Source organism: Serratia proteamaculans (assembly GCF_013337185.1).
Lineage (GTDB): Bacteria > Pseudomonadota > Gammaproteobacteria > Enterobacterales > Enterobacteriaceae > Serratia > Serratia proteamaculans_D.
The window spans coordinates 235,019-252,998 of sequence record NZ_SWDE01000001.1 but is presented as its reverse complement, the minus strand read 5'-3'; the positions used below and the strand labels follow the sequence as shown (position 1 = coordinate 252,998).

The following is a 17,980-nucleotide window of genomic DNA, read 5'->3' as shown; positions in this document are numbered from 1 at the left end:
GGGTCAGATTTTCAACTTCACATAGTCCATCAGGCGCGAGAACATGCCGCCCTGATTGACCGGCTGCAATGCCACCAGCGGCAAGGTTTTCACTACTTTGCCGTTGTCGCTGATGCGAATTTCGCCGACCGGCTGCCCCTGAGTCAGCGGAGCATCAAGACGCGGCGTATTGATCACATATTGCGCCTTCAGCTTGTCCGCTTCGCTTTTCGGCAGGCTGAGATATTGATCCTGCCGGCTGCCCACCGCAACCTCATGGCGATCGCCGTACCACACTTTCTCCTGCCCCAGGCTTTGCCCAGCGCTAAACAAATGTACGGTATCGAAATCGCGCAGGCCCCAGGTCAGCAGCTTACGCGCCTGTTCTTCGCGTCCTTTCGAACTTTTGCCGCCCATCACCACCGCAATCAGTCGGCGGTCACCTTCGGTCGCGGAGGCAATAATATTAAAGCCGGCCGAGGCGGTATGACCGGTTTTCAGGCCGTCGACCCGCAGGTTTTTGTCCCACAGCAGCCCGTTGCGATTCTGCTGGGTGATGCCATTCCAGGTCAGCGATTTCTCGCTGTACATATGGTATTCCGCCGGTTCGCTCATGATGATGGCGCGTGCAATCACCGCCAGATCGCCCGCCGTGGTGAATTGCCCTGGGGCATCCAGACCGTGAACGGTTTCAAAATGGGTGTTTTGCAGGCCAAGCTGAGCGCTGTTTTCATTCATCAGTTTGACGAAGGCGGCCTGACTGCCCGCTACGTAGTCCGCCATGGCTACGCAGGCGTCGTTACCGGAGTCAATAATAATGCCACGGCTGAGGTCACGAACCGTGACCCTGTCACCGGGTTTTAAAAACATCAACGACGAGCCCTTGAATACCGGATTACCTTCGGCCCAGGCATCTTTACCCACCGGTACCACGTCGTCCAGACCAATCTTGTGCTGATCGAGCGCGTGATCAATCACCAATCCGGTCATCAGCTTGGTCAGGCTGGCCGGATTACGTCTTTGATCGGCATTTTCCTGTGCCAGTACCTGGCCGGTGGTGTAATCCATCAACACGTAAGAGGCGGCGTCTATCGCCGGTGGTGTCATGAGGGGAAAGTTGAGTGGCGCATCTGCCGCCTGTACCGCCAAAGGCAGCAAAATTCCGGTTATCACCACCAATACTGAACGCTTCAATCGCTGTTCCTCAGGCCCTACGGGCAAAATAAAATACCAATATAATCCGAGGCATAGACTGCATTAATTGTGGCGAAAGCGGAATCATTACTCTTTTTCAGCACATGTCATTATGCAACCATTTGTTTGCCCGCTCCGAGCCTGCGATAAACCGGCTCTATGCCGCCATAGTCCCATTCGATTAGACGCTGAAGCCGCGCCCTCCTAAACTTGTGACATAAACACTGAAAGCGCTTAAAAAAGCGTTCACTTTTTAGCTACAACCACCTGCGAAGACCAATATGAAATTTAAACCGTCAATAAAGCCTTATACCGGCGCGGCGGGCGGCTGGGGTTCACTCGAAGCCACCACTCGCTATGTGCTCGACAGCAAACAGACGCTGAAAAACCTGCGTAACCTGATGCGCGTAAATAAGGCCCGCGGTTTCGACTGCCCAGGCTGTGCCTGGGGCGATGATAATCACAGCACCTTCAGCTTCTGCGAAAACGGCGCCAAAGCGGTCAGTTGGGAAGCCACGCGTAATGCGGTCGAACCGGAATTCTTTGCCGCCCACAGCGTCAGCACTCTACAGCAACAAAGCGATTACTTTCTTGAATATCAGGGCCGCCTCACCCACCCGATGCGCTATAACGCCGAAACCGACCATTATGAGCCGATCGGTTGGCCGGACGCGCTGGCGTTGATTTCCCAGCACATCAGGCAAATGGATAATCCGAACCAGATCGAGCTGTATACCTCGGGGCGCGCCAGTAACGAAGCCTCCTACCTGTATCAACTGTTTGGCCGCATGCTCGGTACCAGTAACTTTCCCGACTGTTCCAACATGTGCCACGAAGCCAGCGGCGTCGGGCTGAAACAGAGTATCGGCGTGGGTAAAGGCACCATCCGTATGGATGACTTTGAAAAGGCCGACGCCATCTTCGTATTTGGTCAGAACCCCGGCACCAACCACCCGCGCATGCTGCACAGCCTGAAAAACGCTGCCAGCCGTGGTGCACGCATCGTCAGCTTTAATACCCTGCGCGAACGTGGGCTGGAGCGCTTTGCCGATCCGCAGAGCCCAATTCAGATGCTGACGCCCAAGTCATCCCCGATCAGTTCGTCCTATTTCCAACCCAACCTCGGCGGAGATATGGCCGCGGTACGCGGTATGGTGAAAGCTTTGCTTGAGGGCCACCGTCAGAGCCTGGCTGCCGGTGAGCCAGGTCTGTTCGATCTGGCCTTTATTGAGCAGCACAGCGTCGGCGTGGAGAACTATCTGGCCCAGGTGGATGCCACCTCATGGGAGCAAATCACCCAGCAGTCCGGCCTCAGCGAAGCGCAACTGCGCCAGGCTGCTGCCATTTATCAGGGGGCTGAGCGCGTGATCTGCACCTGGGCAATGGGCGTGACCCAACATAAACACTCGGTGCCAACGGTGCGTGAAATCACCAACCTGCAACTGCTGTTCGGTCAGTTAGGCAAACCGGGGGCCGGTCTGTGCCCGGTACGCGGCCACAGCAACGTGCAGGGCAACCGCACCATGGGGATCGATGAGAAGTCACCCAAGGCGCTGCTAGACAGCCTGGAACAACATTTTAACTTCTCGCCGCGACGCGAGCCGGGCCATAACACCGTAGAGGCGATTGAAGCCATGCTGCGTGGCGAAGTGAAGGTGTTGCTGGCGCTGGGCGGTAACCTGGCCGCCGCCGCACCGGACACCGAACGCACCGCCCGCGCCCTGCGCTGCTGCGACCTGACGGTGCATATCAGTACCAAGCTTAACCGTAGCCATCTGGTGACCGGCAAGGACGCGCTGATCCTGCCGACGCTGGGCCGGACAGAGCAGGACTTGCAGGCCAGCGGCCCGCAGTACATCACGGTGGAAGACTCCTTCAGCATGGTGCATGCGTCTGAAGGCGTCGGCAAGCCGCTGGCGGAAACCCAACGCTCGGAAACCGCCATTGTCTGCGGTATCGCCGATGCGGTGCTGGGCAACCAGCAGCTCGACTGGCTGGAGTTGGCGGATGACTATTCATTGATCCGCAATCATATCGCCGCCACCATTCCGGGCTTCGAAGATTTTAACCAACGCTGCGATCAACCGGGTGGCTTCTATCTGGGTAATGCCGCCGCCGAACTGCGCTTCAATACGCCGAGCGGCAAGGCGGAATTCGGCGCAGCCCCGTTGCCGGATAGCCTGTTCCCGCAGTTGGACGGGCGTAAGGCCCCCTTCACATTGCAGACCCTGCGCTCGCACGATCAGTACAACACCACTATCTACGGGCTGGATGACCGCTATCGTGGCGTGTATGGCCAACGGGAAGTGCTGTTTATCAACCCGGAAGATCTGGCCGTTCTGGATATGCAGGACGGCGAATTGGTGGAGATCGAAACCCTGTGGAATGACGGCATCACCCGCAAGGTGAGCGGTTTCAAACTGGTGAGCTACGATATCCCACGCGGCAATCTGGCGGCTTATTATCCCGAGACCAACCCACTGGTGCCGCTGGCCAGCTTTGGGGACGGTACCGGCACGCCGACCTCCAAGTCGATACCGGTAGAAATACGCCGTTGCGTCACGCAGCCGACGCTACGTATCGCCTGACCTGCAGCGCCCGGTTTACGCCGGGCGCGCTAATATATCGATCACTGTTTGCAACTCATCAGAGAGTTGATGGCGGCGCCACACGAAGTACAAATTGCTTAGCCCTGCTTCCCCCATTTCCACCACTTTCAATTCCGCGTCCGGCAGGATCAACGGCAGCAATGACCCTGGAATACAGGCCACGCCGCAGCCCGCTTTCACACAGGCCGCCATCGCCATGTACGATTCCATCTCCAGCGTCATACGCGGCTTTAACTGACGTGAGGCTAACCAGCTATCGATCTTCAGACGAAAAGAACATTCGCGGCTGAAAGTATAAAACTCCAATTGCGCCAGCGTTGCCGCGTCCAACTGCGGCACTGAAACAGGCATCAGTAACACCAAACGCTCGTCAAACGCCGCTCGACTGGCCAGTAACGGATGTTCAATCGGCCCATCGGTTACCGCCAGATCGAGCTCACTGTCTATCAGCATCCGCTCCAGCACCAGTGAGTCCCGGCTCAATACATTCACCTGCATCTGCGGCTGGCTTCGGCGCAATTGGGCAATGCGCGCCGGTAGGTGGCTGACCAGTGAAAAATCCAGCGCCCCCAAATTGAGTAAGCCCTGTTGCAGCCGACCGGCGAACAATTGTTGACTGTGTTCTGCCAGTGCCAGAATTTCAACGGCCTGCAGATAAAACAACCGTCCTTTGGGAGTGACATACAGCCGGTTTTTATCGCGGAAAAACAGCTCACCGCCGAGTGACTCCTCCAACTCTTTGATACGCAAGGTCACGTTGGAGGGCACACAATGCAACTCCCGCGCAGCGGCGGCAATGGTCTTATACTCAACCACGGCACAGAAAAACCTTAGCTGGCTCAGCTTCATAGAGCATTCACTTTTTATTAGTGTTTTAGTTAAAAACAATCACTTTAGATTAGCATTGTTATGCCCTAGTGTCGTACCAACAAACCAAGAGGGATCCCTATGCCACTGAATGATTTACTGACGCTGCCAGGCGTTACGGCCCAACCGGAAGCGGTCACCAACGGCTACGTGTTCAATCACACCATGATCCGCGTTAAAGACCTGACCAAAGCGCTGGATTTTTATACTCGCGTACTGGGCTTCACCCCGGTGTATCTGGAAGAGTTTAAAGAAGCCGCGTTCACCATTTGCTATCTGACCCGTAGCTCACGCGATCAGATCCCTCAGGATGACGCCGAGCGCAAACGCTGGGTTCTGGGCCAACCCGGTATTCTGGAACTGACCCATAATCACGGCAGCGAACAACAGGCCGATTTCCACTACCACAACGGCAACAGTGAGCCGCGTGGCTTTGGTCACCTGTGTATCACGGTGCCGGACGTGCGCGCCGCCTGTGAACGTTTTGAACGGCTTGGTGTGAACTTCCAAAAGCGCCTGCATGAAGGCCGAATGAATTACGTGGCCTTTATCAAAGACCCTGACGACTACTGGATTGAAATACTGCAGCCAACGCCGCTGCAGGACTGATTTCCTCCCGCTTCTCCCCGGCCTTTCGAGCCGGGGTTTTTCTTTCCGACTAGTGAACACCCGATATTCCCTAAATTCACGCGCTAACGCGGTAAAACCGTGACGTTTGGCTTGCCCGCAGCGGGTGATTCGCGTAAAACTGTCAGCCGCAAATCTTGCCACTCACAACCCATTCACTGGACGATATGTTTCAAGATAACCCGCTGCTGGCGCAGCTTAAACAGCAACTTCACTCTCAGACCCCGCGTGTTGAAGGCGTAGTAAAAGGGACTGAGAAAGGCTTTGGCTTTCTTGAAGTAGACGGTCAAAAAAGTTATTTCATTCCGCCACCGTACATGAAGAAAGTCATGCACGGCGACCGGGTGAGCGCGACTCTGCACACCGAGAAAGATCGCGAAATCGCCGAGCCGGAAACTCTGATCGAGCCATTCCTGTCGCGCTTTGTTGGCCGAGTGCAAAAGCGCGATGACCGTTTGTCGATCGTGCCCGATCATCCGTTGCTGAAAGACGCGATTCAGTGTCGTCCCGCGCGTGGTCTGAACCACAATTTCCAGGCCGGTGACTGGGCAGTAGCAGAAATGTGTCGCCACCCGCTGAAAGGCGACCGTGGTTTCAACGCTGACCTGACCCAATTTATTACCGATGGTGAAGATCACCTGGCGCCATGGTGGGTCACGCTGGCCCGCCACAATCTGGAAAAAGAAGCGCCGGAGATGATTGCCATCAGCGAGCCGGATGCTTCACTGCCGCGTGAAGACCTGACTGCGCTGAACTTTGTCACCATTGACAGTGCCAGCACCGAAGATATGGACGATGCGTTGTTCGTCCAGGACAACGGTGACGGCTCACTGCAATTGACCATCGCCATTGCCGATCCGACCGCCTACGTCGAGCAAGGTAGCCCATTGGATGAAATCGCCCGCAAGCGCGCCTTCACCAACTACCTGCCAGGTTTCAACATTCCTATGTTGCCACGCGACCTGTCAGACAACCTGTGTTCACTGCGCCCGAACCAACGCCGTCCGGTATTGGCCTGCCGCGTGACCATCGGTGCCGACGGTGCCCTGGCTGACGACATTCGCTTCTTCGCCGCCGAGATCGAGTCAAAAGCCAAACTGGTTTATGACGAAGTGTCCGACTGGCTGGAAGGCATTGCCGGCTGGCAACCGCCAAGTGACGACATTGCACAGCAAATCACCCTGCTCAAGCGCGTGTGCGATGCGCGTAACTCCTGGCGCCACCAGCACGCTCTGGTATTCAAGGATCGCCCTGACTACCGCTTTGTTCTGGGCGAAAAAGGCGAAGTGCTGGAGATCGTCACCGAGCAGCGCCGCAGTGCCAACCGTATCGTTGAAGAGTGCATGATTGCTTCCAACGTTTGCGCCGCTATCGTGCTGCGCGACCGCCTCGGCTTCGGCATTTACAACGTGCATACCGGTTTCGATCCGCTGCTGGTTGAACAGGCGGTGACCGTGTTGCAGGCCAACGGCGTGGAAGCCGATGCCGAGAAACTGCTGACGCTGGAAGGGTTCTGCGAACTGCGCCGTCACCTGGATTCACAGCCGACCCAGTTCCTCGACAGCCGCATCCGTCGTTCCCAGACCTATGCCGAGATCAGCACCACACCGGGCCCGCATTATGGCCTGGGGCTGGAAGCCTACGCCACCTGGACCTCACCGATCCGTAAATACGGCGATATGGTTAACCACCGTCTGCTGAAAGCCATTATCGCCGAGCAATCCGCCGAAAAACCTCAGGACGAAGTCACCGTCCAGTTGGCAGAGCGCCGTCGTCTGAACCGCATGGCAGAGCGCGACGTGGGCGACTGGTTGTATGCCCGCTACCTGAAAGATAAAGCCGGCACCGATGAGCGCTTCAATGCAGAGATCATCGACGTGACTCGCGGCGGCCTGCGTGTACGCCTGCTGGACAACGGCGCAGTGGCCTTTATCCCGGCACCCTTTATTCACGCGGTGCGTGATGAAATGGTCTGCAGCCAGGAGACCGGCACCGTTCAGATCAAAGGCGAAGTCGTCTATCGCCAGGGGGATAACCTGCAGGTCACCATCGCCGAAGTGCGTATGGAAACCCGCAGCGTGATCGCCAGACCGGCGGTCTAAGCTCGCGAGATTAATCTCAGGTCAGACAAACACCGGACGGGTTAACCTCCGGTGTTTTTTTTCGTCGCTTGAATAACGACGCCGATGTCTTGGCGTCATAAAAGAGAGGCGGCGCCACAACACCATCACATTGTTTTTACGCTATTACTCAACCAGCTTCACATTTCTCATCCGGCCTGCTGTTCTTCACGCACAAAACTCCTACTTTTAATTTGTATCCATTCTCCAATAAGAGCTTCTCTTTTTTATTTCTGCGCACCAAGGAGTTGTTGATCATGAAAAACGTCAAGTCCGGGATCGTCTGGCTGGCGGTGGCGTTGGTGGGCGCATTTGCCTTCGCCATGCTGGCGCTAAGCCGTGGGGAGCATGTTAATGCGGTTTGGCTAGTGGTAGCGGCGGTCGCCTGCTACAGCATCGCTTACCGCTTCTACAGCCTGTTTATTGCCAAGAAAGTCTTTGAGCTAGACGATCGCCGCATGACGCCGGCGGAACGTCGCAACGACGGGCTGGACTACGTGCCCACCAACAAATGGGTGTTGTTTGGTCACCACTTTGCCGCTATCGCCGGTGCCGGGCCGTTGGTTGGCCCGATCCTGGCGGCACAAATGGGCTTTCTGCCCGGCACCATCTGGATCCTGGTTGGGGTGATGCTGGCCGGTGCCGTGCAGGACTTCCTGATCCTGTTTATCTCCACTCGCCGCGACGGCCGTTCGCTGGGTGAAATGGCCAAGCAGGAGCTGGGGGCCTTCGCCGGGGTGATCACCATGCTGGGTGCGCTGGGGGTGATGATTATCATTCTGTCTGCGCTGGCGCTGGTGGTGGTAAAAGCATTGGCCGATAGCCCATGGGGCCTGTTCACTATCGCCGCCACCATTCCTATCGCGCTGTTTATGGGCGTGTACATGCGTTTTATTCGGCCGGGTAAAATCGCCGAAATTTCGGTGGTGGGTTTTGCCCTGATGCTGCTGGCGATTATTTACGGCGGCAATGTGGCGCAAGACCCCTACTGGGGCCCGTTCTTCACGCTGCACGGCACTACGCTGACCTGGGTGCTGGTGGTCTACGGTTTTGTCGCCTCGGTGCTGCCGGTGTGGCTGCTGTTGGCGCCGCGTGACTATCTGTCCACCTTTATGAAGATTGGCGTCATTATCGGGCTGGCGATTGGTATCGTCTTCGCCATGCCGGAAATGAAAATGCCGGCGGTATCGCGCTTTATCGACGGTAGTGGCCCGGTGTTCGCCGGCTCGCTGTTCCCGTTCCTGTTTATTACCATCGCCTGCGGCTCGATTTCCGGCTTCCATGCGCTGGTGTCCAGCGGCACGACACCGAAACTGGTGGAGCGTGAAAGCCATATCCGCTTTATCGGCTACGGTGCCATGTTGATGGAGTCCTTCGTGGCCATCATGGCGCTGATCTGCGCGTCGGTCATCGATCCGGGCGTTTACTTCGCCATGAACTCACCGGCGGCGCTGATCGGCACCACGGTGGAAAATGCCTCGCAGGTGATCAACAGCTGGGGCTTTATGATCACCCCGGAAACCCTGACCATGATTGCCAAGGACGTCGGGGAGCACTCGATTCTGTCGCGGGCCGGTGGCGCACCAACCTTTGCGGTAGGTATGGCGCACATCATTACCGAGGTGTTTAACAGCCGCGCGATGATGGCGTTTTGGTATCACTTCGCCATTTTGTTCGAGGCCCTGTTTATTCTGACCGCCGTCGATGCCGGGACCCGCGCCTGCCGCTTTATGGTGCAGGATTTGGTTGGCGTGGCGATCCCACGGCTGGCCAACAACCGTTCGTGGTTCGGTAATCTGGCAGGGACGACGGTAGCGGTCGCCGGCTGGGGTTTCTTTGTCTATCAGGGGGTGGTCGATCCGCTCGGCGGCATCAACACCCTGTGGCCGCTGTTTGGTATCGGTAACCAGATGCTGGCGTCAATGGCGCTGATCCTCGGTACCGTGGTGCTGTTCAAAATGAAAAAACAGCGCTATGCCTGGGTCACTATCCTGCCCACCGTCTGGTTGTTTATCACCTCAATGACCGCCGGCTGGCAGAAGATCTTCCATGAAAAACCGAGTATCGGCTTCCTGGCACAGGCGAAGAAATTCTCTACCGGTATTGAGCAAGGTACGTTAATCGCACCGGCCAAGACCTTAAAGGATATGGAAACCATCGTGTTCAGCAACCAGATTAACGCCGCGCTCTGCGCCTTCTTTATGCTGGTGGCGGTAACCATGCTGGTCTCCGCCTTCTTTGTGATCCGCCGTGCGCTGAACTCCAGTCAGCCTACGGCGCAGGAGTCGCCGATCGTCCTGCGTGAGAATGGCTAAACCTGCTATTGAGCGCGGCATGCAGCGCCCCTACTTCTAAACAACCGGGCACTTGATCAGTGCCCTTTTCTTTGTTTACAACTCAGTTCAATAAGTTAGTCCCAAACGCCCCTTGCCAATCTTGCTCGAATTTCTCTACCGCCGCCTGTACCGCAGGTGCGGCAAGGAACTGCTCGGCCACGTCGACCGGCAAGGTGATGGCCTGGCAACCGGCCAGTAAACACTCCAGTGCCTGACGCGGCGTTTTAAAACTGGCGGCCAGCACCCTGGCTCCTGGTGCATGCAACGTCAGCAACTGTTGCAGCTCTTGTACCATCTTGATGCCATCACCGCCCTGCGCATCCAAACGGTTAATGTAAGGGGCGACATACTCTGCCCCGGCCAACGCCGCCAGCAATCCCTGACCCGCGCCGTAGACCGCCGTCCCCAGCGTAGGGATCGACATCGTTTTCAGTTTCTTAATCGCTGCCAGCCCTTCAGCGGTCGCCGGCACCTTCACCACCAGCCCTGGCACTCGCTGATGAAGCAGCGCCGCTTCAGCCACCATAAGTTCGGCATCGTTGGCCATCACCTGAGCAAACAGCTTGCCAGTGCCCCCCATCGCATCACGCAGCGCCGGTAGCACCTCCCAAATCGGTTTCCCCTCTTTGGCAACAATACTTGGATTGGTGGTCACACCATGCAACGGAAGGATGCGCGCCAGGCGTTTCACGGCGTTCACATCAGCGGTATCGAGATATAGCTCCATTACGGACTCCTGAATCTTCTGTGGGCGAATTCAAACTCTGGTCATAGTAGGACATGCAATACGTTTATATTTGATCGAAATCAAATCAACTTTCATTCGAAACAACTTTAATGAAAACAGAAAAGCAACCGAATGACAGGTGACTCGTGATTTTCAATCTGCAGCGCTATTCCACCCATGATGGCCCAGGCATTCGCAGCGTAGTGTTTCTGAAGGGCTGCTCACTTGGCTGCCGCTGGTGCCAGAACCCCGAAAGCCGGGCGCGAAACGCAGACCTGTTGTTCGACCCACGCCTGTGTCTTGGTGGCTGCACGCTGTGTATCGAAGAGGATCCGCAGGCCGTCCGGCGGATAGACGATAATCTGGTGATCCAGCGCGATTTACTCAGCCATGAAGATTATGCCGCATTGGCTGCCCGTTGCCCAACCGGCGCGCTCAGCCTGTGCGGCAGCGCGATAAATATCGACGCTATCATGGCCGAGGTCCTGCGCGACCGCCCCTTTTATTTACGGACCGGCGGTGGACTGACGCTGTCCGGCGGTGAACCCTTTATGCAACCGACCGTGGCGGCAGAACTGCTGCGCCGCAGTCGTGAGGCCGGTATTCATACCGCGGTGGAGTCCTGTCTGCATACCCCGTGGTCGTACATCGCCCCTTCACTGCCCTGGCTTGACCTGATGCTGGCGGATCTGAAACACGTCGATGAGCGGCGCTTCAAACAGTGGACCGGCGGATCCGCCAAACGGGTGATGGACAATTTTCGTCGGCTGGCTGAACGCGGTACCCAAACCATTGTGCGTGTGCCGCTGATCCCGGAGTTTAACGCCGATCGCCACTCTGTCCGCGCGATTGTCGATTTCGCCGCCGATGACGCCGGTGCCAAAGAGATTCATTTTTTGCCGTATCACACACTGGGCATCAACAAATACCACCTGCTCGGCGAACCCTATCACGCTGCCCGTACCCCACTGGATGCGCCCGACCTGCTGGCCTATGCCGAGCAGTACGCCAAAACCAAAGGGCTGGCCGCTATTTTGCGAGGATAACATTATGACCACGCTGGACTTGACCACCCTGACCGAACGCACCCTGGCCCACAAGAACGCGCTGATCCATATCGTCAAACCGCCGGTTTGCACCGAACGCGCACAGCATTATACCGAAGCCTATCAGCAGCACCTGGACAAACCCTTGCCGGTGCGTCGGGCGCTGGCGTTAGCTAACCATCTGGCCAAACGCACCCTGAGAATCGACAACGATGAGCTGATTATCGGTAACCAGGCCAGTGAATTGCGCGCTGCGCCGATCTTCCCGGAATATACCGTCAATTGGATCGAAGACGAGATTGACCAGCTGGCCGACCGCCCAGGCGCCGGTTTTTCCATCAGCGAAGAGAACAAAGCCATCCTGCACCGGATATGCCCGTGGTGGCGCGGCCAGACGGTACAAGACCGCTGCTACGGCATGTTCACCGATGAACAACAGGCGCTGCTGGCCACCGGTATCATCAAGGCCGAAGGCAATATGACTTCGGGCGATGCCCACCTGGCGGTGAATTTCCCACTGCTGCTGGAAAAAGGCCTCGACGGGCTACGCGAGAAGGTGGACGAGCGCCGCAGCCGCATTCACCTCACCGACTGGCAAGAGTTACAGCAGGAACAATTCCTGAAGGCTATCGACCTGACCCTGGAGGCACTGAGTGCCCATATTCTGCGCTTTGCCGCACTGGCCCGCAGCATGGCACAGGCAGAAAGTCGCCGCTGGCGAAGTGAAGAACTGCTGGCCATGGCGGAAAACTGCGAGTTGATAGCTCACCGCCCACCGCAGACCTTCTGGCAGGCACTGCAACTGTGTTACTTCATTCAGTTAACGCTACAAATTGAATCCAACGGCCATTCGGTGTCCTTTGGCCGTCTCGACCAATATCTGTACCCCTGGTATCGCCGCGATGTCGAGCTGGAGCAGACTCTGCCGCGCGAGCGCGCGATCGAAATGCTGCACAGCTGCTGGTTGAAACTGCTGGAGATCAACAAGATCCGTTCTGGCTCGCACTCCAAAGCCTCGGCAGGCAGCCCGCTGTATCAGAACGTCACTATCGGCGGACAACGGCTGATAGAGGGTAAACCCTGCGACGCGGTGAATCCTTTGTCCTATACCATTCTGGAGTCCTGCGGCCGTCTGCGTTCGACCCAACCCAACCTCAGCGTTCGCTACCATGCCGGGATGAGCAGCGACTTTCTCGATGCCTGCGTGCAGGTGATCCGCTGTGGGTTTGGTATGCCAGCCTTCAACAACGATGAGATAGTGATTACGGAGTTTATCAAGCTGGGAGTGGAACCTCAGGATGCCTATGACTATGCGGCAATCGGCTGCATCGAAACCGCCGTCGGCGGAAAATGGGGTTATCGCTGCACCGGCATGAGTTTTATCAACTTCGCCCGAGTCTTGCTGGCGGCGCTGGAGCAAGGGCGTGATGCCACCTCCGGCAAGGTGTTCCTGCCCCAGGAGTTGGCGTTGTCGCGAGGCAACTTCAGCCATTTCGATCAGGTGCTTGACGCCTGGGACAGCCAGATCCGCTACTACACCCGTAAGTCGATTGAAATTGAGTGCGTGGTCGATAGCGTGCTGGAAGAAAATGCTCACGACATCCTGTGCTCTGCGCTGGTGGACGACTGCATCGAACGCGGCAAAAGCATTAAGCAAGGCGGTGCAAAATACGACTGGGTTTCGGGCCTGCAGGTCGGTATCGCCAACCTGGGCAACAGTCTGGCGGCAGTGCGTAAACTGGTGTTCGAACAGGGTGCGATCGGCCAGCAGCAGTTGGCGACAGCGCTGGCTAATGACTTTGACGGGCTGAGCGGCGAGCAGTTACGTCAGCGGCTGCTCAACGCCGCACCAAAATACGGCAATGACGTGGATGAGGTCGACCAATTACTGGTGCGCGCTTATCAGACCTACATTGACGAACTCGGGCAGTATCACAATACCCGCTTTGGTCGTGGCCCGATCGGCGGCACTTACTACGCCGGCACTTCGTCCATTTCGGCTAATGTGCCCTTTGGCGCGGCTACCCTGGCAACCCCTGATGGGCGCAAAGCGCATACGCCGCTGGCGGAAGGTGCCAGCCCGGCATCAGGTACCGACCATCTGGGGCCAACTGCCGTGTTCAATTCGCTGTCCAAGTTGCCCACCGCCTCAATTCTTGGTGGCGTGCTGCTGAATCAGAAACTCAACCCGGCCACGCTGGAAAACCCGGCCGATCGTGAAAAGCTGATGTTGATGCTGCGCACCTTCTTTGAGGCCTATCAGGGATGGCACGTGCAGTACAACATTGTGTCGCGGGAAACCCTGCTGGAAGCGAAGCAACATCCTGACCAATATCGTGATTTAGTGGTTCGCGTTGCTGGATATTCCGCGTTCTTTACCGCATTATCCCCTGACGCGCAGGATGATATTATTGCGCGAACAGAACATACTATTTAAACAACAAATATTAGCGGCCGCACCTTGGTGGCCGCACATCAGGCTGATATGAATTCAAGACAACAGACAATATTGCAATTGGTTAACGACCGTCGGCGCATCAGCGTCAGCGATTTAGCTGCTGCTACCGGCGTTTCTGAGGTGACAATCCGTCAGGATTTGAACCTGCTGGAGAAGCGCAGCTACTTGAAGCGGGTGCATGGTTCCGCGCTGGCGCTGGAAAGTGATGACGTCGATGCTCGCATGATGTCCAACTTCACCCTCAAGCAAAAGCTGGCGCAATATGCCGCATCGCTGGTTAACGACGATGAAACCATCTTTATCGAAAGCGGCAGTGCCAACGCGCTGTTGGCTCGCTACATTGCCGAACGCAAGCGCATCACGCTGATCACCGTCAGCCACTATATCGCCAACCTGCTGAAAGAGACTGACTGCGAAGTGATCGTGCTGGGCGGCATGTATCAGAAAAAAAGCGAAACCGTGGTCGGGCCGTTAACGCGACAGTGCATTCAGCAGGTGCATTTCAGCAAGGCGTTTATCGGCATTGACGGCTACCATGCGGACACCGGCTTTACCGGTCGCGATATGATGCGCGCCGATGTGGTTAATGCCGTACTGGCCAAGGGCGTAGAAAATATTGTCCTGACCGACTCGTCCAAGTTTGGACAAATCCAGCCCAATCCGCTGACTCAGCAGGGAAAAGTGCATCGGGTGATCACCGATTCCCGGTTGTCGCTGGACTATCAGCACCAGTTGAAACGTCAGGGAATACAGTTGGATATAGTGAACGATTAGGCGTCAGGCCGGATAACGGTGGCCGTCACACGACGGCCCACCTGAGGATTACTGGCCGTAATAGGCATTTTTACCGTGCTTGCGCAGGTAATGTTTATCGAGCAGCGTTTGCTGCATGTTCGCCAGCCCCGGTGTCAGTTGGCTCGAAAAGATCCCCATGTAGGCAATCTCTTCCAGCACCACCGCATTGTGCACTGCGTTTTCCGCATCCTTTCCCCAGGTAAAGGGGCCGTGTGAGTGCACCAGCACCGCCGGTATCGCCGCCGGATCCAACTGGCGTTCTGCAAAGGTTTCGACGATCACCCGGCCGGTTTCCCACTCGTAGCGGCCATTGATTTCCTCATTGTGCATCTGGCGGGTACAGGGGATGTCGCCATAAAAATAATCGGCGTGGGTGGTGCCCCAGGCAGGAATATCCAGTCCCGCCTGCGCCCAGATGGTGGCATGCCGCGAATGAGTGTGAACAATCCCTCCGGCAGCGGCAAACTCCAGGTACAACGCCCGGTGGGTATCGCTGTCCGATGACGGTTTTTTAGTCCCCTCCACCACTTTGCCGCTTTCCAGCTCCACCACCACCATATCGTCACGGGTCATCAATGCATACTCTACCCCCGACGGCTTGATCACCATCAGCCCCTCGCGGCGATCGACAGCACTGACATTACCCCAGGTGAATGTCACCAGATGATGGCGTGGCAAGGCCAGGTTGGCCTCTAATACCTGCTGCTTGAGATCGTTAAGCATTTGTCTTTCCCGGTTAAGCCTGTTGGGAATATTGTCGGCAGGCTGTCCCTGAGAGGGTATGGCGTAAATCGCTAAAGACCGCGTAGCCTTCTGCTGGAAACCGAGAACTGTGGGGCACAGAGGAAATAGCCTGCAAAAGGCGGGAAAATGGACTTTAGGACTATTTACCTGTTTATCGTCAGGCAGAGGCTTATAGTGGATATTGGCAGAGAGAGTGCTTTTAGCTTTTCAATTGTTCTGCCTTTAACAAAAAATGCCATTTTTTATATCGATACGCTTTGGGAGCCAATAGCAGGCCGAATTTAGGGTTCATGCCTATACTTATAGGGCACTCCCATAAGCCAATGCTAAGGAGAAGTCACTATGATGATTATCAATAAACGTTTCGCCACCGCCGCTCTGGCGCTTACGCTGGCGTTTTCACTCAGCGCTTGTTCCAACATGTCCAAACGTGACCGTAACACCGCTATCGGTGCCGGTGCAGGGGCTGTAGGCGGCGCGGTGTTGACCGATGGTAGCGCACTGGGTACGCTCGGCGGAGCCGCCGTTGGGGGCATCATTGGTCATCAGGTAGGTAAATAACCTGACCGGCCACTAGCCGACAGGCTGGCAAAAGCGTTTACGCTTTGACGTATTAACCATAATAAAGAATATTTCAGGTCTGTTTTGCTTTTAGTCAATGGCATCATTGCCATTAACGGGTTAACGCCCGGCAGCATCACCCACTGCCATGCCGCAGCATTACACCGCGGCATGGCAATTCCCCCAGCGATTAACCGCCCGCCAGTTTGACCTTCATCCCTTTGGCTTCCAGCAGCTGTTTTAGCAAATCACGCTTATCGCCCTGGATCTCAATCACGCCGTCCTTGAGCGAACCACCACAGCCACACTTCTTCTTCAGTTCAGCCGCCAGTTTTTCCAGCGCCGCATCGTCCAGATCTACACCAGAAATCAGGCATACGCCCTTCCCCTTGCGCCCGCTGGTCTGGCGCTGAATGCGCACGATGCCATCACCCTTGTCGCGCTGTGGCTTAACTTCTTCCTGCTTGATACGCCCACTGTCGGTGGAATAAACCAGACGGCTGTTATCGTCCTTCATCAGTATCTCCTCAGGCCAGTGAAGCGCGAATGGCGCTCAGCGTAGCGGCAGGATCAGCAGATTGGGTGATCGGGCGCCCAATCACCATGTAGTCAACACCCGCCGCCTGTGCCTGTACCGGTGTCATGATACGGCGCTGATCGCCGGCATCGCTGCCTGCAGGACGGATACCTGGCGTAACCAGTTGGAACTGCTGGCCACAGGCCGCTTTCAGGCGCTCGGCTTCATGCGCAGAACAGACCACGCCGTCCAGTCCACAATCACGGGTCAGACGCGCCAGACGTTCCGCCTGCTCAGCCGGAGAAAGGTCGATACCGATAGCCTGCAGATCCTCCGCCTCCATGCTGGTCAGCACTGTAACGGCGATCAACAACGGCGCCTGCGCGCCATAAGACAGCAACGCCTCTTTGGCTGCAGTCATCATACGCGCACCGCCGCTGGCGTGGACGTTGACCATCCATACGCCCAGCTCAGCGGCCGCCGCTACCGCACGGGCGGTGGTATTGGGAATATCGTGGAATTTCAAATCCAGGAATACGTCGAAACCGCGGGCGTGCAAGTCGCGCACCAGTTGCGGTCCAAACAGGGTGAACATTTCCTTGCCCACTTTTAGCCGGCAGTCCTGCGGATCGATACGATCGGCAAATGCCAATGCTGCGCCAATATCGGCGTAATCAAGTGCAACGATGATCGGAGATGATTTTAAGTCATTGTTATTAATGTTATTTTCAGACTTCATTTCTTCTACCTTCTGTAAAGTGGACATAACCAGGTAACAACCCGCCAAACTGACCGCCGCATTCTACATGCCAGCCGAAAGAAATCCCAGCCGCAGCGCACCCTGCAGTTAAGTAATCTTAGCCACAGGTTCGTCATCAAGCGTCAATATAGCCCCGACGCCATTAACCCAGGCTGCGTAAAGCGCCGTAAAGATGCGTAAATTGTTAATCAGATATTTTGAACAACATGCTCAGCATTATCAGATTTTAAATCTACGTGGATGCTTTATTATTCAACACATCGGAAGCGAACGGCTTCCAACCTAAATAAACAGACTGGAGTTCCTTATGAAAAGCATCAAATATTTTGCAGCAGCCGCCGCTATCGCCATGACTTCTTTCGCTACCTTCGCCGCTGAACCGGTGGATCTGCAGCAGGCCACCAGCCTGACCGCATCCGGCGTCGTTTCTGCAGGCCATGCCACCACGCTGAGCGGCCTGGAAGCCAAACTGGCCGCCAAAGCCGAAGCCCAGGGCGCCAGCAGCTACCGCATTATCTCTGCCGGTGGTAATAACATGCTAAGTGGCAGCGCAGTCATCTACAAATAAGCACTTCGGTATAGGGCCCGGCACGCCGGGCTCTACCCCTCTTCCTCCCGCCAGATCGTTCATTATTATTCC

At 56.3% G+C, this 17,980-nt stretch carries 15 protein-coding genes; 9 read left to right on the top strand and 6 right to left on the bottom strand.

Annotation, left to right across the window (positions count from 1 at the left end):
* Positions 1–3 precede the first annotated feature (3 nt).
* The gene (gene dacD, locus FCL49_RS01260; RefSeq protein ID WP_174352084.1) at positions 4–1,173 is read right to left on the bottom strand and encodes a serine-type D-Ala-D-Ala carboxypeptidase DacD; all 1,170 of its coding nucleotides are present in this window, start codon (positions 1,171–1,173) and stop codon (positions 4–6) included.
* A gap of 281 nt (positions 1,174–1,454) precedes the next feature.
* On the opposite strand from dacD, the gene FCL49_RS01255 reads away from it, so the two are divergent.
* A complete protein-coding gene (locus FCL49_RS01255; RefSeq protein WP_174352083.1) occupies positions 1,455–3,761 on the top strand; it encodes an FdhF/YdeP family oxidoreductase in 2,307 nt (768 codons plus the stop codon).
* Between the two features lie 15 nt (positions 3,762–3,776).
* On the opposite strand, the gene FCL49_RS01250 is transcribed toward FCL49_RS01255, so the two are convergent.
* Positions 3,777–4,631, bottom strand: a complete 855-nt coding sequence (locus FCL49_RS01250) for a LysR family transcriptional regulator (RefSeq protein ID WP_174352082.1) — start codon at positions 4,629–4,631, stop codon at positions 3,777–3,779.
* Between the two features lie 99 nt (positions 4,632–4,730).
* Here FCL49_RS01250 and gloA point away from each other — a divergent pair, with 99 nt between their 5' ends.
* The 3 genes from gloA (at position 4,731) to FCL49_RS01235 (ending at position 9,711) form a co-directional block, all read left to right on the top strand.
* On the top strand, positions 4,731–5,258 hold the full coding sequence (gloA, locus tag FCL49_RS01245; RefSeq protein ID WP_174352081.1) for a lactoylglutathione lyase: 528 nt from the start codon (positions 4,731–4,733) through the stop codon (positions 5,256–5,258).
* 185 nt (positions 5,259–5,443) lie between these two features.
* Positions 5,444–7,378 (top strand): exoribonuclease II, encoded by a 1,935-nt coding sequence (locus FCL49_RS01240; protein ID WP_174352080.1) that lies wholly within the window; start codon positions 5,444–5,446, stop codon positions 7,376–7,378.
* Positions 7,379–7,653: 275 nt separating this feature from the next.
* Positions 7,654–9,711: a carbon starvation CstA family protein gene (locus tag FCL49_RS01235; protein ID WP_174352079.1), complete on the top strand. Its 2,058-nt coding sequence runs from the start codon at positions 7,654–7,656 to the stop codon at positions 9,709–9,711.
* A gap of 82 nt (positions 9,712–9,793) precedes the next feature.
* Here FCL49_RS01235 and fsa read toward each other — a convergent pair whose 3' ends face one another.
* A complete protein-coding gene (fsa, locus tag FCL49_RS01230; protein WP_174352078.1) occupies positions 9,794–10,459 on the bottom strand; it encodes a fructose-6-phosphate aldolase in 666 nt (221 codons plus the stop codon).
* Positions 10,460–10,605: 146 nt separating this feature from the next.
* Here fsa and FCL49_RS01225 point away from each other — a divergent pair, with 146 nt between their 5' ends.
* Genes FCL49_RS01225 through FCL49_RS01215 form a run of 3 tightly spaced genes read left to right on the top strand, consistent with a single transcriptional unit; the run spans position 10,606 to position 14,737 of the window.
* Positions 10,606–11,505: a glycyl-radical enzyme activating protein gene (locus FCL49_RS01225; protein ID WP_174352077.1), complete on the top strand. Its 900-nt coding sequence runs from the start codon at positions 10,606–10,608 to the stop codon at positions 11,503–11,505.
* A gap of 4 nt (positions 11,506–11,509) precedes the next feature.
* Positions 11,510–13,942 (top strand): formate C-acetyltransferase/glycerol dehydratase family glycyl radical enzyme, encoded by a 2,433-nt coding sequence (locus FCL49_RS01220; protein WP_174352076.1) that lies wholly within the window; start codon positions 11,510–11,512, stop codon positions 13,940–13,942.
* 48 nt (positions 13,943–13,990) lie between these two features.
* Positions 13,991–14,737, top strand: coding sequence for a DeoR/GlpR family DNA-binding transcription regulator (locus FCL49_RS01215; protein ID WP_135316781.1), 747 nt, complete (start codon positions 13,991–13,993; stop codon positions 14,735–14,737).
* Positions 14,738–14,785: 48 nt separating this feature from the next.
* On the opposite strand, the gene araD is transcribed toward FCL49_RS01215, so the two are convergent.
* A complete protein-coding gene (gene araD / locus FCL49_RS01210) occupies positions 14,786–15,481 on the bottom strand; it encodes an L-ribulose-5-phosphate 4-epimerase (RefSeq protein ID WP_174352075.1) in 696 nt (231 codons plus the stop codon).
* A gap of 363 nt (positions 15,482–15,844) precedes the next feature.
* On the opposite strand from araD, the gene osmB reads away from it, so the two are divergent.
* Positions 15,845–16,063: an osmotically-inducible lipoprotein OsmB gene (osmB, locus tag FCL49_RS01205; RefSeq protein ID WP_004945176.1), complete on the top strand. Its 219-nt coding sequence runs from the start codon at positions 15,845–15,847 to the stop codon at positions 16,061–16,063.
* Positions 16,064–16,253: 190 nt separating this feature from the next.
* On the opposite strand, the gene yciH is transcribed toward osmB, so the two are convergent.
* Together yciH and pyrF are read right to left on the bottom strand one after the other, a co-directional pair.
* Positions 16,254–16,580 (bottom strand): stress response translation initiation inhibitor YciH, encoded by a 327-nt coding sequence (gene yciH, locus FCL49_RS01200; protein ID WP_099062873.1) that lies wholly within the window; start codon positions 16,578–16,580, stop codon positions 16,254–16,256.
* A 10-nt stretch (positions 16,581–16,590) separates the two neighbouring features.
* The gene (pyrF, locus tag FCL49_RS01195; RefSeq protein WP_174352074.1) at positions 16,591–17,319 is read right to left on the bottom strand and encodes an orotidine-5'-phosphate decarboxylase; all 729 of its coding nucleotides are present in this window, start codon (positions 17,317–17,319) and stop codon (positions 16,591–16,593) included.
* A 328-nt stretch (positions 17,320–17,647) separates the two neighbouring features.
* On the opposite strand from pyrF, the gene bhsA reads away from it, so the two are divergent.
* A complete protein-coding gene (gene bhsA / locus FCL49_RS01190) occupies positions 17,648–17,908 on the top strand; it encodes a multiple stress resistance protein BhsA (RefSeq protein ID WP_135316785.1) in 261 nt (86 codons plus the stop codon).
* The last annotated feature ends 72 nt before the right edge of the window (positions 17,909–17,980 follow it).